This window comes from Streptomyces sp. SP18CS02, from assembly GCF_036322365.1.
Lineage (GTDB): Bacteria > Actinomycetota > Actinomycetes > Streptomycetales > Streptomycetaceae > Streptomyces.
In genome coordinates, this window is sequence record NZ_JAQYXC010000269.1 from 187,148 (window position 1) to 200,789 (window position 13,642).

16 protein-coding genes and 1 pseudogene are annotated in these 13,642 nt (G+C 71.9%); 6 read left to right on the plus strand and 11 right to left on the minus strand.

Features of this window, described 5'->3' with window-relative positions; all coding sequences use genetic code 11:
• Positions 1–9: 9 nt before the first annotated feature.
• From PUR26_RS10210 to PUR26_RS10225, 4 genes are read right to left on the minus strand one after another with little or no spacing between them, the layout of a single operon-like run.
• Complete coding sequence (locus tag PUR26_RS10210; RefSeq protein ID WP_329871339.1) at positions 10–1,479, minus strand: vWA domain-containing protein; 1,470 nt, start codon at positions 1,477–1,479, stop codon at positions 10–12.
• The gene (locus tag PUR26_RS10215; RefSeq protein ID WP_329871341.1) at positions 1,476–2,894 is read right to left on the minus strand and encodes a hypothetical protein; all 1,419 of its coding nucleotides are present in this window, start codon (positions 2,892–2,894) and stop codon (positions 1,476–1,478) included. Before PUR26_RS10215 ends, PUR26_RS10210 begins: the two co-directional genes overlap by 4 nt.
• Positions 2,864–3,367 carry a hypothetical protein gene (locus PUR26_RS10220; RefSeq protein ID WP_329871343.1) on the minus strand — a complete coding sequence of 168 codons (504 nt, stop codon included), beginning with the start codon at positions 3,365–3,367 and terminating at the stop codon, positions 2,864–2,866. The genes PUR26_RS10215 and PUR26_RS10220 overlap by 31 nt, the downstream gene beginning before the upstream one ends.
• A 60-nt stretch (positions 3,368–3,427) precedes the next feature.
• Complete coding sequence (locus PUR26_RS10225) at positions 3,428–3,994, minus strand: hypothetical protein (protein WP_329871345.1); 567 nt, start codon at positions 3,992–3,994, stop codon at positions 3,428–3,430.
• 177 nt (positions 3,995–4,171) lie between these two features.
• Between PUR26_RS10225 and PUR26_RS10230 the strand changes: the two genes are divergently transcribed.
• Entirely contained in the window at positions 4,172–4,471 is a 300-nt protein-coding gene (locus PUR26_RS10230) for a hypothetical protein (RefSeq protein ID WP_329871347.1), read from the plus strand.
• Between the two features lie 109 nt (positions 4,472–4,580).
• Here PUR26_RS10230 and bla read toward each other — a convergent pair whose 3' ends face one another.
• A complete protein-coding gene (gene bla, locus PUR26_RS10235) occupies positions 4,581–5,498 on the minus strand; it encodes a class A beta-lactamase (RefSeq protein WP_329871537.1) in 918 nt (305 codons plus the stop codon).
• A 299-nt stretch (positions 5,499–5,797) separates the two neighbouring features.
• Between bla and PUR26_RS10240 the strand changes: the two genes are divergently transcribed.
• The 3 genes from PUR26_RS10240 to PUR26_RS10250 all read left to right on the plus strand — a co-directional run bounded on the left by PUR26_RS10240 (position 5,798) and on the right by PUR26_RS10250 (position 7,690).
• Positions 5,798–5,926, plus strand: a complete 129-nt coding sequence (locus PUR26_RS10240; RefSeq protein WP_329871349.1) for a hypothetical protein — start codon at positions 5,798–5,800, stop codon at positions 5,924–5,926.
• A 398-nt stretch (positions 5,927–6,324) separates the two neighbouring features.
• Positions 6,325–6,816: a DUF1269 domain-containing protein gene (locus PUR26_RS10245; protein ID WP_329871351.1), complete on the plus strand. Its 492-nt coding sequence runs from the start codon at positions 6,325–6,327 to the stop codon at positions 6,814–6,816.
• 238 nt (positions 6,817–7,054) lie between these two features.
• Entirely contained in the window at positions 7,055–7,690 is a 636-nt protein-coding gene (locus PUR26_RS10250) for a hypothetical protein (RefSeq protein ID WP_329871352.1), read from the plus strand.
• A 224-nt stretch (positions 7,691–7,914) separates the two neighbouring features.
• Here PUR26_RS10250 and PUR26_RS10255 read toward each other — a convergent pair whose 3' ends face one another.
• The 3 genes and pseudogenes from PUR26_RS10255 to PUR26_RS10265 all read right to left on the minus strand — a co-directional run bounded on the left by PUR26_RS10255 (position 7,915) and on the right by PUR26_RS10265 (position 9,177).
• Positions 7,915–8,301 (minus strand): VOC family protein, encoded by a 387-nt coding sequence (locus PUR26_RS10255; RefSeq protein WP_329871354.1) that lies wholly within the window; start codon positions 8,299–8,301, stop codon positions 7,915–7,917.
• Positions 8,302–8,537: 236 nt separating this feature from the next.
• Positions 8,538–8,741 (minus strand): annotated as a pseudogene (locus PUR26_RS10260) (phosphotyrosine protein phosphatase); the annotation flags it as partial.
• A gap of 64 nt (positions 8,742–8,805) precedes the next feature.
• Positions 8,806–9,177 (minus strand): ArsR/SmtB family transcription factor, encoded by a 372-nt coding sequence (locus tag PUR26_RS10265; RefSeq protein WP_329871356.1) that lies wholly within the window; start codon positions 9,175–9,177, stop codon positions 8,806–8,808.
• Positions 9,178–9,257: 80 nt separating this feature from the next.
• Between PUR26_RS10265 and PUR26_RS10270 the strand changes: the two genes are divergently transcribed.
• Both PUR26_RS10270 and PUR26_RS10275 read left to right on the plus strand, forming a co-directional pair.
• On the plus strand, positions 9,258–9,740 hold the full coding sequence (locus tag PUR26_RS10270) for an ArsI/CadI family heavy metal resistance metalloenzyme (RefSeq protein ID WP_329871358.1): 483 nt from the start codon (positions 9,258–9,260) through the stop codon (positions 9,738–9,740).
• A gap of 312 nt (positions 9,741–10,052) precedes the next feature.
• Positions 10,053–10,586, plus strand: a complete 534-nt coding sequence (locus PUR26_RS10275; RefSeq protein ID WP_329871360.1) for a hypothetical protein — start codon at positions 10,053–10,055, stop codon at positions 10,584–10,586.
• 88 nt (positions 10,587–10,674) lie between these two features.
• Here PUR26_RS10275 and PUR26_RS10280 read toward each other — a convergent pair whose 3' ends face one another.
• The 3 genes from PUR26_RS10280 to PUR26_RS10290 form a co-directional block, all read right to left on the minus strand.
• Complete coding sequence (locus PUR26_RS10280) at positions 10,675–11,319, minus strand: class I SAM-dependent methyltransferase (RefSeq protein WP_329871362.1); 645 nt, start codon at positions 11,317–11,319, stop codon at positions 10,675–10,677.
• Between the two features lie 384 nt (positions 11,320–11,703).
• Positions 11,704–11,880 carry a hypothetical protein gene (locus PUR26_RS10285; RefSeq protein WP_329871364.1) on the minus strand — a complete coding sequence of 59 codons (177 nt, stop codon included), beginning with the start codon at positions 11,878–11,880 and terminating at the stop codon, positions 11,704–11,706.
• Positions 11,881–12,201: 321 nt separating this feature from the next.
• The gene (locus tag PUR26_RS10290) at positions 12,202–13,395 is read right to left on the minus strand and encodes a PP2C family protein-serine/threonine phosphatase (RefSeq protein ID WP_329871366.1); all 1,194 of its coding nucleotides are present in this window, start codon (positions 13,393–13,395) and stop codon (positions 12,202–12,204) included.
• Between the last annotated feature and the right edge of the window lie 247 nt (positions 13,396–13,642).

A 13,642-nucleotide genomic window follows, 5' to 3' on the forward strand; every position in this document is an offset into this window, starting at 1 on the left:
AGGGCCTTTCTAAGCGAGGAACGTCTTGAGTTCGTGCACGAGCTTGCGGATGTGACCGGAGAGCACCGGTGTGCCGAGGTCCTTGAAACGCTCCCGGAACCACGGATTGACACTGCCGCGGCCGGAGCTGGTCACCGAGCCGACCGGGATGAACCTGGCGCCCGAGCGGTGGATGGCCGCCATGCTTTCGAACAGGGGCTCGGTCCGCCATTCGTAGAAGTCGGATATCCACACCACGACGGTGTTACGTGGTTCGGCGATCTTCGGCTGGGCCAGTGCCATGGCGACCGTACCGTCGGTGCCGCCCCCGAGGTTGGTGCGCAGCAGGGTCTCGAAGGGGTCGTGCACCCATGGGGTGAGGTCGAGTGCCTGGGTGTCGTACGCGATCAGGTGCACATCCACCTTCGGCAACCCGGCGAAGATCGATGCCAGGATGGTGCAGTTCACCATCGAGTCGACCATCGAGCCGGACTGGTCGACCACGACGATCAGCCGCTGGGGCGTCGTCCTGCGCACGGTGTGCCGGTAGTAGAGGCGGTCGACGTACAACCGCTCCTCCTCCGGGCTCCAGTTGGTGAGGTTCTTCCAGATCGTCCGGTCGATGTCGAGGTTGCGGAACACCCGCTTGGGCGGGATCGAGCGGTCCAGGGTGCCGACCGTGGCCTTCTCGACCTGGGTGCGCAGGACGTCGGCGACCTCGTCGACGAACCGGCGGATGAGCGTCTTGGCATTGGCCAGCGCCACTCCCGAAAGGTTGTTCTTGTCGCGCAGCAGCTGCTCGATCAGTGACATGCTCGGGGTCAGCCGGGCGGCGAGCCGGGGGTCGGCCAGTACCTCCCGCAGGTGCATGCGCTTGACGAGGTCGGCCTCGATGGCTCCCAGTTCCGGGCCGATCCGCGGAATCAGTCGGTCCAGGTCGGGGGTCGTCCCGCGACCGCCGGTGCCGGTCGGGCCGGCGCCCGGCCCCGCGCCCGGCCCGCCCGCGCGGCCGCCGCGCAGCTCGCCCGGCCGGCAGCCGAACGCGCGCTCCAGCCAGCCCGCGTCGGACTGCCAACGCGTCAGCTGACCGGCGGTGACCGTACCGGATCCGGAGGCGAACACGTTGAGCAGCACCTTCGACACCAGGGCCGCGCGGCGTACCTCCGCGGCTCGGTCGCGTGCCCCCTCGTCGTCCGGACCGGGTGTCATCAGACCGTCGAACTCGGCGGCCAGCTCCGGGTGGCGCTGGACGATCGAATCGACGGAGGCCTGCGGATCGAGGAGCGCGGACGGCAGAGCGATGTCCTCGACCACGGCGAGGCTCGCGGCTTCCAGTGTGGCCTGCTCCTCCTGGTCGAAGAGCCGGGCGAGGAGCCGCCAGTAGAGGACTTGGCGACGGTTGTCGTGGTGGTCGTGCGGGTCGGCCCCCGGGGCCGGCGACGTCACCGGCTCGTCGGTGTCCCCTGGTCCGGCCGGCCGGCCGGTCGTGTGGTCCGTCATGTGCGCAGCAGCCTTCCGGCACGTTCCCGCAGCACGGCCACCGCGTCGGTGGCGGCCTTCTCGGCCCTGACGCCGGCTTTGTCGGCCGTGCCTCCGGCCCATCCCCCGGCGTGGATCGCGACTGCCTTCTTCCGTACGGTCGTCTCGACGGCCAGGGGCTGTACACGGAACGTCCCCGCGTCCCAGCGCAGCAGTCCGATGCACGCGCCGGACGTCGCGACGGCCTGGGGTGTGAGCGGTCCGGCCGCCGGGATGCGGTCGGTGTCGACGACGAGGGGCTGTCCGGCGACGGTGAACGTGAGCCCGTCTTCGTCCTCGCGGGCGGCGTAGCCCTCCAGGAACACGGGTACGGCGATGCGGGTCGGATGCCGGTCCAGCGGTGCGGTCGCCGCGTCGGTGGCGGTGGGCAGAGCGACGCGGGCGGTGGCGAACGCGTCGGCGGGCCCTCCCGGTGTCGCGTGCGCGTCGTTCCAGACCAGGTCGCCCTCGGCGGTGAGCGGCATGCCGGCGAGGTCCATCGAGCGGCCTTCGCCGACGGCTGCCAGCAGCGACATGTGCGGGCGGAGCAGCTGCCAGAGACCCGCTCCGACGACCGTGTCGGGCTTCGGCACCGATACGCCGGCCCGGACCAGGCGGGGCGGGGTGCCGTCCGAGGGTTCGAACACCGCGTGGACCTGGGCCTGTACGGCCGTCGCGTGTTCCTGCATGTCGACGCCGAGGGGCAGGAGACGGCCGGTGGCCGTCCCGGTCAGTGGCACGTCGGACGCGCCGGGCAGTGTCAGCAGCATCGCGCGGGACCACAGATCGGCCCACCGGCGTGCCGGGACACGGTCCAGGGTCGCCCCGGGGCAGGAGGCGGCGAGTTCGGCGGCGAATCCGTCCAGGAGCGTGGCGAGGCGGCGCAGCGCCGGGTCCGGGAGCATCGCGGAGACCACGGGCGACGCCCCTGCCACCAGGTCGTGGTCGATGCCCTGCCACCCCGCGCGGGCCAGATCGGCCAGCCAGGAACGGGCGCCGGCCAGCACGTTCACCGTCTGCTGCCCGCCGGGCGCCAGGGTGGTCCACTCGTCCCGGGCCCGGCCGGTCGCCTCCCCGATGCGGGTCGACAACGCGTCGTGGACGGAGCCGAGCAGTGCGGTTCGGGCGGCGGCAAGGGCGAGGAGGTGGTCCTCGCCCGCGGTGCCGGCCGCCGCCTTCTCGGCTGCCTCCGCCACCCTTGCGGCCAGCGGCGATCCGGCCACCGCGTCGGCCAGTCCGGTCAGCCCGGCGGCCTGCGCGGGCCTGGGACGGAGCAGGCCGGTGACCAGGGTCCCGTCGAAGGCGTCCACGGCGGTCAGGGCTTCGTCGAGCCCGTCGGTGGTGCCGGAGAGCAGGTCCGCGCGCATCACGCCACCGCCCTGGTCGGCGGGAACCACTGCATCTCCGGCAACGGCGCGGTGGTCGGGGCGAGTTCCAGGTAGGCCAGATGGCGCAGGAACCGGCTGAAGACGGGCGCGGCGGACCCGGTGTCCCCCTGCGGGGGCCGCGCGCCGGTCATGGCCGAGGTGATGGTCTGCGCGGTCGGCTCCCCCTCCGGACGCTCGACCCTCAGATACCGGGCGACTCGCTCGGCCCCGTACTGCAGCACCGCCTCGTTGATCAGGCCCCTGATGTGATTGCAGAACGACCCGCGCGCACCGCCGCAGGGCCGGTTGTTGTTGGTGCTGCACGCGAAGGCGTAGGTGCCCGCCGCGACCGACGAGACGTAGACCCTCTCGATGTCCGAGCCGCTGGACACCACTCCCTGCAGCCGTCCGTCGGCCAGCTCGACGAACGGGACCTTGGCCAGCTTGCGTGGCCGCGCGGGCGCTGTCACCCGCGCCGTGCTCGACCTCTCCCAGTCCGACAACGCACCATCTCCTCTGCGTGAAGGGGGCGTCCACACCACTGCGGCGGGACGCGAATCAACTTACGTGCGACCACTGACAACGCCGGTCACGCACGCGCGCGGCGGAGGCCGCCGGCACCGGGCCGGCAGACGCAGAGCCTTGTCGTCGGGCGGGCGGCCTCGTGCACGCGCCCCAGCGTCTGGAGGGCGTCGCCCGAGGTTGCTCCGCACCATGGCCGTCCCCCAGTCGTCACCGATCTCGGCGAACAGTTCCGCTGCCCGCGCCAGGTCGGCGCCGTCCTCCTCGAAGCGGTCGAGGGAGCGCGGGGAGGCGCTGCGGCTGACCGGGGCGGCGGCTTCCCGCTGCCGGTCGCCGAGGGCTCGGAACAGCTCCGCCGCCCGGCCGTCACGGGCGACCGCTTCCTCGTGACGGCCCACCATGCCGTACGCCACCCCGAGGGCCGCCGTCAGCCCGGCGGCCAGTTCCGGGGCTTCCACCAGGTCCGGGGCTCGGGATGCCGCCCGCAGCACGGCGGTCCGGTCGTCCGTGCTGCGGCGCTGCGCGAACTGGCGGAAGAGCGCGGAGCTCAGGTGGACGGGAACGTTGGGATGGCCGAGGGCCGCTGCTTCGCGGGCGGCCGTCACCAAGGCCGCCCACTCCGCGCGGCCCCATGCGGCGGCCTCGTCTCGGTCGGCGAACCGGGCCGTCCGAGGGTTCGTCCGAGTGGCCCGTGGGGCGGGAACGCGGGAGGCTGAACGTATGCGCGGCCGGGTGTGCCCGACGTGCCGGATGGGCGCCCGCCCGGTCGGGAAAGGGGCACTGCCATGCGCGTACTCATGAAGGTCCAGATGGACACCCGGATCACCAACGAGGCCCTCAAACGCGGCACCCTGCAGAAGACGATGCAGTCCGCGCTGGAGACGATCCGCCCCGAGGCCGCCTACTTCGGTACGGAGGACGGCTGCCGCACGGCATACATCGTCTTCGACCTGGAAGCCCCCTTCCAGATGCCGAAGATCGCGGAGCCGTTCTTCATGGAGCTCGGCGCCAAGATCTGGTACACGCCGGTCATGGACCGGGAGGACCTCGGCAAGGGTCTGGCTGCCCTCATGCGGGACGGTTGAGGGCCCACCGCGCCGGGCGGCGGCGCAGAGGCCCGGCACCCGGCACCCGGCAGGGTCGTCCGGGCAAGGGCCGGGAGGCCCCGCCCCGTACTCACGGCCCGCACCCCCGCTACGACAGCGCGCGGGCGACCACCGCCGCCGCCTCCGCGATCAGCCGGTCGTCGTGCTCGTCATCCGCCTCGCCCCGGTTCGACATCACCGCCACGACGATCGGGGCGGCGCCGGGGGGCCACACCACGGCGATGTCGTTGCGGGCGCCGTATCCGCTGCCGGTTCCGGTCTTGTCACCGACCACCCAGTTGTCCGGCACACCCGCCCTGATGAGCCGGTCGCCCGTGGTGTTGGTCCGCAGCCACTTCCTGAGCTGCGCGCGTTCACCCTCGGCGAGCGCGTCCCCGAGGACGAACGCCCGGAGGTCCTCGGCCAGCGCCCGCGGTGTGCTCGTGTCACGTGTCTCACCAGGGGCCCACCGGCTCAGCTCCGGTTCGCGGCGCTCCATCCGGGTCACGTCGTCGCCCAGCTCTTCCAGAACGGCGTCGAGGCCCCCCGGCCCGCCGAGTTCGTCGAGGAGCAGGTTGGCGGCGGTGTTGTCGCTGTAGCGGACGGCGGCGTCACACAGGGCGCTCAGGCTCATCCCGGTGTCGACGTGCTTCTCGGTCACCGGTGAGTAGGCGACCAGGTCCTCCCTGGAGTACGTGATCACCCGGCCCATCCCGCTGAGCGAGTGCGCGCGCAGCACCGCACCGGCGGCCAGCGCCTTGAACGTCGAGGCGTAGGCGAACCGCTCGCCGTCCCTGTAGGCGACCTCGCGTCCGGTGCCGGTGTCGACGGCGTGGACGCCCAGCCGTGCGCCGAAAACGCGTTCGAGCTTCCGGAAGTCGCGGGCGAACGGATCCACCGCTGTACTCGGATCCACCGCTGTACTCGGCCGCGTCCCCGTGGCGGACGGGGACGCCTGGCCCGGGGAACCGCCTTGGCCGCATGCCGTGAGCGGGACGAGCGCGAGCACGGCCAGCGCGGTGAACAGAACACGCCGGAAGCGCGTATTGCGGTGGCCGGCAGGACGTGCGGGGGCGAGACGTCGTGGAGTGCGACGCGTCAGGGTGTGCCGGACAGGTGCTTGCCGGACGGGTGCTTGCCGAACGGGCATGTGGTGCATGGTCCCAACCTCCTGGCCCCGCACGCAGGGCGCATGAGGGGATGAGGGTGCAACGGCCCCATCCCGTGCGTGGTCTTGAGTGCCGGGACCAGCCTCTCCCGCGGGCGGTCACCCGGGCCAATGCGCTCTTGCGCCGGCCCACGCCGTTCCGGCCTGAGGTCGACTCCGTGGATCCCGTGGGCGCGTGGCGCGCGTTGGCCGGTGTCGGCGAGCGCGGCGACTTCACCGTCGGGGCCGCCGCCGGTACGCCCTTCGGCCCCACCCCGCCGGCCCGGGCCGCCGGCATCCTTCAGTAGCGGGGCCCGCGCGGCATCACCGTCCGGCACGGCATGCGCGAACCGCCCCCGCCCTCCCGCGGAACGCCTCGATGCCGACCGGACCCCTCTCGCCCACACCCGGACGGTCAGGTCTTCGCCATCGCGGTCCTCACCGGGCCGGTGGTGCCGGCACACAGCCGGCCGGGCGCCGACGTCCTGATGGCCCAGGTCGCCCGTACGCCGCATACGGCCACCTGCGCCGGCTCCAGCCGATGCCCCTGAAGTCCCGCCCGGCCCGCGACGCCCGGCACGCCCGTACGCCGCCAGGCGGATGCCGCGCTGCACCACGACCGGGCCGCTCACACCCCCGCGACTTCTGCTCTGCCGAGACATCGGACATAAAGTGCGAAGTACCGTCCGGGGTCAAGGAGGCATGGATGTCCGAGCTCATCGTGATCGGCTACGACGGCCCGTCCGTAGCCCGGGAGGCGTTCAAGACGGTGCAACGGCTGGACAGGGAATCGGTGGTCGACCTCACCGGGTTGGCTGTCGTCTCGGTCGACCAGGACGGCGAGACCCATGTGGACACCCCGGGCAAGAGCGAGAAGACGGCCAAGTCGGCCACCGCAGGTGCGCTGTGGGGCCTGGTGTTCGGCATGCTCATCCTCAGTCCGGCCACCGGCCTGGTGGGTGCCGCGATCGGAGGGCTCTTCGGCAAGCTGAGCCAGATGGGTGTCGACGCCACGTTCAGGGAGAAGGTCCGGTCGCTCCTCGGACCCGGCTCGGCGGCGGTCGTCATCATGGCGTCGAGGATCGCGGACGACGAGTTCACCGCGGCGATCGGGAGCTACGGCGGCGAGGTGCTGAAGACCTCCCTCGCGGAGCAGGACGAGAAGGATCTCGCCGCACAGCTCGCCGGCTCCCAGTGAGCGGTCCGCTCGGCTCGTACCGCCACAGGCCCTTCTGACGGGCCGCCGGTACGGCCTGAGCGAAGGACGCCAGCCAGCTGTCGAGGGCGCCGGCGCCCGCGCGACCTCGCCGGGCCGGCCGGCCGCACCGTGACACCCCGAATGGACCGTGGCGGCTCGCGGCCGCCGACCGGAGCACAGAACATGAAGCGACGCCCAGGGGGTGGCTCGGGCATCGACACCGAAGGGAAGCTCTCCTATGACCGGACGCGAGAAGGGCCGAGTGTTCACGCGCCGGCTGCCGCCTGTCGCGACCGCCCTGCTCGGCGCGGCTTCGAGCGTGATCATGCTGGCTTCGTGCAGCACCGACGAAGGCAACGGAAGCCGCCCACCGGCCAGTCCGCGCCCGACAGCGCCCAACACCTCTTCCTTCACCGGCAGTCCGCCGTCCGCCATGGCTTCGGCCGCCGCGTCGGTCGTCGAATCGGCCCGCGCGGCAGCCTCCGCCGCGGCCTCCTCCGCCTCTGCCGCCGCGTCCGCCTTCGAGGCCTCGGTCTCGGCCGAGGCGGTGCGCGCGAACGCGGCGGCCGCTGCCGAGCTGAAGAAGGTGCAGGGCCGCGGAAACGCCACCTCGGACGTCTCCCTGACAGGGAGGCCGACGGCTGACACCAGCGGTCTGCGCGTCGTCGTGGTCAACATCACCAACCGTACCGAGCAACAGGCGTCCTACGCCGTGCAGGTCGACTTCACCGACTCTTCCGGCAAGGCGGTGGAGACCAGGATCGTCGGTGCCCAGGACCTCGCCCCGGGTGAGAAGGCCCAGCCCCTCGCCATCAGCCGCAAACCGGCCGATCTGAAACTGACGCCCGTCATCGCCAAGGCCCAGCGCTACTGACCCGAGTCCCTCCGTGCACGAGTCGCCCGTGGCGCGATCCGGCGGGCCACGGACAACGGCGAAGGCACCGAGCGCCCGTCGGCGGGGAGCCTGTGCCGACGGCCGCAGGGCACCAGCAGGCCCCGCCGGCGCTCAGGTCGTGTGTGCGGGCGACGGCGGACGTCGGACGGAGCGGGAGCCGGGGCAGGGCGGCAAGGCCCGGCAAGGCGTGGCAGCGCGACGGTTCAGGGGCGATAGCGCAAAGGATGGTCGGACGGTACCTCGGTCAGCACGATGCGATGGCCGTCGGGATCGGCGATCCACATCTCGATCAGACCCCATGGTTCCCGCACCGGCGGCCGCAGCACCTGCACTCCATGTCCCACCAACTCGTCGTGGGCGGCCGCGCAGTCGGCGACCTGCATCCACAGTTGCAGCGTCGCGGTCGGCGGCCCTTCCGATCGCCCGGACACTTCGAGGAAGCCGCCGCCGAGGAAGTACACCGTGCCACGCTCGGCACCCGTGCCGAACTCGCGGTATACGGAGAGCCCGAGCGCCTCGCCGTAGAACACGCGTGACGCCTGCGGATCACTGGGCCGCAGCAGTACCCGACTGCTCAATACATGCACCATGACCGCGACCCTACGCCGCCGGGACCGGAACCACGCGTGAGTGCGCAGCTCGGTCGGCACGTCAGCGGGGAGTGAACCACGCGGGCTGGGCAGTCGAAGCGACCCCGGGGAGGGCATTGCCGGTCACGGGCATGGTCGGCGCGGGCCCCGGGAGGCGACCAGGGCGCTGTCGCGGCCCGGCCGCCGGGGGCGGCGGAGCAGGTCGACGGCCCAGGGGCGGACGCGCGTCGGCGGGTTCAGTCGGGCGCCCCGGTCCGCTCCGGTGCGCCACCGTCGAGCTCGGCGAGCAGGGCGCGGACGCGCCGCTCGATCTCGCCGCGGATCGGCCGGACCGCGTCCGCACCCCGCCCGGCCATCCTCCGGGTTCCCGTCGAGGTACCGCTTGCCGGGAAGACCGGGCGGGTGTCGCCGCAGCCCATGGTGATCACCTCGTCCGAGGCCAGGAACCGGTCGAGGAACGACAGCCGCCTTGCGCCCTCCCCCGTAGGCAGGGGCTTCCGCTGCTCACAGGGCGGCGTCGGCGGGGCCGGTGAGGACCGCGGCGAGGCGGCCGGTGGCCGCGGGCAGCAGGCGGTAGTACACCCATGTGCCGCGCCGCTCGGAGCCGATCAGCCCGGCCAGCCTGAGCTGCTTGAGGTGGTGGGAGATCGTCGGCTGGGAGAGTCCGAAGGCCGGGGTGAGGTCACAGACACAGATCTCCCCGCCCGCGCGGGAGGCGATCATCGACAGCAGCCTCAGCCGAACCGGGTCGCCCAATGCCTTGAACACCTTCGCCAGGCCGGTGGCCTGCTCCTCGTCCAGCGGGGTGGTCAACAAGGCGGGACAGCATCCGTCCGCACAATCCTGACCGAGCAGCACAGGCTCCTGTTTCGACATTTGTCTATGTTGACGTTTTTCGATCCAGGGCGCAAGCTTGCATTGACAGATATCGATACAGCCGAATCGGGGAGACCACCATGTCCCGAGCCCAGCTCGCCCTGAACGTCGCCGACCTCGAAGCGTCGGTCACCTTCTACTCCAAGCTCTTCGGCGTCGAGCCCGCCAAGCGCCGTCCCGGCTATGCCAACTTCGCGATCGTCGACCCGCCGCTCAAGCTCGTCCTCATCGAGGGCGAGCCCGGCCAGGAGACCCGCCTGGACCATCTCGGCGTCGAGGTCGAGACCACCGACCAGGTCGCCACCGCCGCCACCCGCCTCAAGGACGCCGGACTCGCGACGTCCGAGGAGAATGACACCTCCTGCTGCTATGCCCTCCAGGACAAGGTGTGGGTGACCGGCCCCGGCAAGGAGCCGTGGGAGGTGTACGTCGTCAAGGCCGACGCCGGCCGGCTGGGCAGGAGCCGCGTCCTGGACGGTGACGCCTGCTGCGCCGGCTCGGGCGGGACCGCCGGGACCACGTCGTCCGCGCCGACGGCCGCGGGCTGCGCCTGCGGCGGCTGAGCCGTCCTGCCGACCGCCGCCCCGTGGGTGATCCGTCTGCGGCGCGTGGCTCGGCACGGCCGCAGCGTCAGGCACCTGGGCGGCTTCCGCCTCTCCAGGTGCGCCGGGCACCCCTTCGGCGCCCGCGCCCGCCACGCCTCCACGCGCGCCGATGGGTGAGGCACGTGGCGCGCCGGCCGGTCGAGCGTCGGTACGACGGCGGCCGACAGGCCGGGCCGCCGCTCGGCCGACGGGCGTTGCGGCGGCTGAAGGCCGCCGTCGGCTGTCCGCGTCCGCAGTACCCTGTTCGCCTGTGATCAAACGGGGGAGAACGTGAACGAAGCCTCAGGACCCAGCCACCCGAAGGTTTCCGCCATCCCTTCCGCGTCCTCCTCCGCCCCGGTCTGGCCGGCGTGGCTGCCGGACTACCCCCGTCACTCCCCCCAGCAGGAGCCCTACGTCCTCGCCGCCCTGCGGATGAGCGCCCCGACCGGAAGGAGCTGGCAGCGGCAGCGCCTCGTCGAGAACACCGATCTGCGGACCCGGCTCGCCCCGCTGCTCGGCACCCTGCCCATCAGCCACTCCCTCCTGCAGGAGCCCCACGGCGGGCAGCTCTGCCGTTTCCACCACCCCACCGTTCGGATCTGGCAGGATCCCGACCCCGACCGCTGGCCCAGCACCCTCTACCGCCAGTTCGTCCGGACCGACGGGCCGCGCCAGGGTCTCGGCGAGGTCACCCTGACTCTCCGCCTGCAACTGCCCGAAGGCCACACCGCCCAGTTCTCCCGCACCCTGAGCGAGTGCAACATACGGGCCGACGGACTGATCCTCCTCACCCAGATCCCCGACCACCTGGCCGCTCCTTGACGGAGCTTGGCAGCAAAGGGCCCGAACAGGAGCCGGACATCGCGGATCAATCCTCCGGCCCCGCCGGCAGGGGCTGCTTCCCTTCGAGTCAGGAGGGGCGGACGGCATGGACGTACAGGTGCTGCTCCGGCTCCGCGTCCTGCCCGCGCGGGTGGTAGAGCGCCGTATGGTGGTGCACCACTTCCAGCCCTGCCTCCTCCAGCAGGCGTAGCTGGTCCTCGTCGGCAAGGCTGCTGACGGTGATCTGGTGACCCATCCACACGAACTCCAGGCCGCTGATGTCACCGGGCACGGTGGCCATCACGAACGCCCCTCCGGGCGCGACCCAGGACGCGATGCGCGACAGCGACCGCGCCACCTCCGGCTGGTCCATCATCAGCAGGGGGAAGAAGGCGCACACCGCGTCGAACCCGCCGTCAGGAGCACGGTACGTACGGACATCGGCCTGCTCGAAGCGGGCGTCCGGCACCCGCTCCCGGGCCAGCCGGACCATTTCGGCGGAGACGTCGATGCCGGTGACGTCGAAGCCGGCCCGAACCAGCGCCTCAGCGGTCGGGCGGCCCGTTCCGCTGCCGACGTCCAGCACTCCCGCGCCGGGAGCGAGGCGACCGGTGAGCCAGTCGAGGGCGGCCAGTTGGCCGGGTACGTCGGCGAAGACCTCCTCGTAGCGCGCGCCCACCTCGTCGAACACCTCAGCAGCGGACTCGCCCGGGAGCCGTGGGGCCTGGGTCACTTGCTCACCTCCGCGTCATGGAAGCAGCGGTGACCGACGATGACGGCCACCGCGGGGTCCGGATCGGGGCGGGCCCGACCCGGTCGCCCCGCCCCGTGACAAGCAGGCGAGGGGCGCGACACCCCGCCACGGACGGTAGGAGACCGTGCCTGCCGGGTCAACGGACAGGGCCGGGCGTCGGCGAACCCGATCGCCGGACGCCATGGCACCGGACATGTGATGCCGGACGCCTGGCGGCCGGTCGGCGGCTGGGGGCGCGTGGTGGGCCGGCGGGGCGGCACCCGGGTCGTGCGCGGCGGGCACGCGGGCCGTACACACGAGCCGCCGCCCGGACGGAGGCCCGGGGCACTTCGCCTCCGTCCCCGGCCTCCCGCCCGCAATGCGTCAGCGCCTGCGGGCGCGGCCGGCCCAGCCTCCTCCGACCCCGGCCACGTGCAGGGCCAGCGCCGTCAGACCGAGGAGCATGATGTTCCCGGACGAGAACACGTCGTTCGTGGCGATCTCGGCAGCGTTGATCAGGAACGCGACGAAGAACAAGACCGCTGCGGCTATACCCAGCATGGAGAGCTCCTTCCGAAGAGGTGGGATCCATATGCCCCCGTATCCGGCCGGCAGACCTGCCGTCGCCCCCGTACGCAGGCGTGTCGGTCATGTTGCGGCACCGTGGCTGCGAGGGGCCTGGCCGGTGGTAACGCTTCCGGCCGGGCCGGGCGGTCGGGAAGGGAACGACGGAGAGGGCGGGGAGCCGACGCGGATCCTCCCGCGACGGGGCACCCGCGCCCGGAGCGTCGAAGCTCGGCAGCCTCATGTCGCTCCAGGTGCCGGGGGAAGCTGTCGGGACGCGTCGGGCAGGCGGTGGTGTCGTACGGTCGCAGCCGGGGGTCATCCCTGGGGGCCCGGTCTGGTTCCGGGTGATCCGCGATGGTCTCCGTGCCAGTCCAGTATCAGGACGGTGGCGTCGTCCTGGAGGTCGCCGTGGCAGGCGGCGAGCACTGCGGCGGTCAGGCTGCGGACGGCTTCCCTCGGATGCATCGCTCGGGTGTCGTGAACGATCGAGGCCAGGTCGACGGCTGCGGCACCGCGCTCCTGCATTCCGTCCGTGAGCAGGACCAGGCGGTCCCCGGGCTGCAGTTGCAGTTCCTGCAGGCGGTACGGGGCGGGTGCCGCCACACCGAACGGCAGGTCGACGGCGAGTGGGATCTCTTCCACCGCGTTGTCCCGCAGTCTCAGTGGCCGGGGATGGCCGGCGTTGACAAGTTCGCAGAAGCCTGTTTCGAGGTCGACGCAGAACAGCTGCCCGGTGGCGAGGCCAGAGCTGTGGCTGAGCATGGCCTGATGGGCGTGGGTGGCCTGCTTGAGAGCGTCACAGCCGCTGCGCCGTGCCCGCCGCAGCGCGCCGACCAGCAGGGTGGCCAGCAGCGCCGAGTTCGTGTCGTGGCCCATGGCGTCGGTGATGGACAGGTGCAGGGTGTCGCGGTCCAGGGTGTAGTCGTAGGTGTCACCACCGATGTCGTCGGCCGGGACCAGCCCGGCGGCCAGAGTGAACTGGGACGCCTCGCAGCACGGGGCCGAGGGAAGCAGCTGATGCTGGATCTCCGCCGCCAGGCTGGTCTTCGTGGTACGCCGGCCCAGGTGGTACAGGTCGGTGAAACGGCGGTCCGTGACGATGATGTAGGCCAGCGCGTGGGCCGCGTCACGGACCTGTCGGAGCACGGTGTCGTCGGCGGACTGCAGGGTCACCTCCAGCAGGCCGATGCAGTCGCCCCGGTTGGTGACCGGCGTGATGATGCGCCGTCCGCCCTGACCGTCCGGCTCCACATACTGGCGCTGGCTCTGCAGGACGCCGTCGTAGACGCTGCCCAGCAGGTCGATCGGCTCGTCGGGGTCCGCGGCATCACCGCCGGCCGCGGCGAGCCGGACCAGCCGTTGACCAACGAGGTCGACGAACAGAAAGGACACCCGTTCCGCACCGAATCGCTTTTGCAGATCGTGTGCCACCACATCGACGGACTCACTGGGCGGTGCCGCCTCCGCAGCGGCCAGCAACTCGCCCAGTTCCAAATCTCCACCTCTCACAACAACCTCCCATCGGCTGCCGCAACTTCTTCCCCAAGTTTCCGTGAGATCACCCGATGTGCTCCTCCTGCCTGGTCAGAGCAGTGGGCCGGGCCGCTGTGAGCAGAGCGGTGGGCTCCTTCGACCGGCAGCCACGGGCCACGCCCCGGGACGTGTGGTTCAGCCGACCGGCGGCAGCCTCGTGGGGGCCCCTGCGCGTGATCACACCTGCGTTGTTGTGGTCAACTCCAGCAGCCCAGTCGGACTC

Coding starts and splice junctions, on each gene's coding strand:
- PUR26_RS10210 (WP_329871339.1), bottom strand. CDS start 1,479: ATGACGGACCACACGACCGGCCGGCCGGCCGGACCAGGGGACACCGAC.
- PUR26_RS10230 (WP_329871347.1), top strand. CDS start 4,172: ATGCGCGTACTCATGAAGGTCCAGATGGACACCCGGATCACCAACGAG.
- PUR26_RS10245 (WP_329871351.1), top strand. CDS start 6,325: ATGTCCGAGCTCATCGTGATCGGCTACGACGGCCCGTCCGTAGCCCGG.
- PUR26_RS10250 (WP_329871352.1), top strand. CDS start 7,055: ATGACCGGACGCGAGAAGGGCCGAGTGTTCACGCGCCGGCTGCCGCCT.
- PUR26_RS10255 (WP_329871354.1), bottom strand. CDS start 8,301: ATGGTGCATGTATTGAGCAGTCGGGTACTGCTGCGGCCCAGTGATCCG.
- PUR26_RS10265 (WP_329871356.1), bottom strand. CDS start 9,177: ATGTCGAAACAGGAGCCTGTGCTGCTCGGTCAGGATTGTGCGGACGGA.
- PUR26_RS10270 (WP_329871358.1), top strand. CDS start 9,258: ATGTCCCGAGCCCAGCTCGCCCTGAACGTCGCCGACCTCGAAGCGTCG.
- PUR26_RS10285 (WP_329871364.1), bottom strand. CDS start 11,880: ATGCTGGGTATAGCCGCAGCGGTCTTGTTCTTCGTCGCGTTCCTGATC.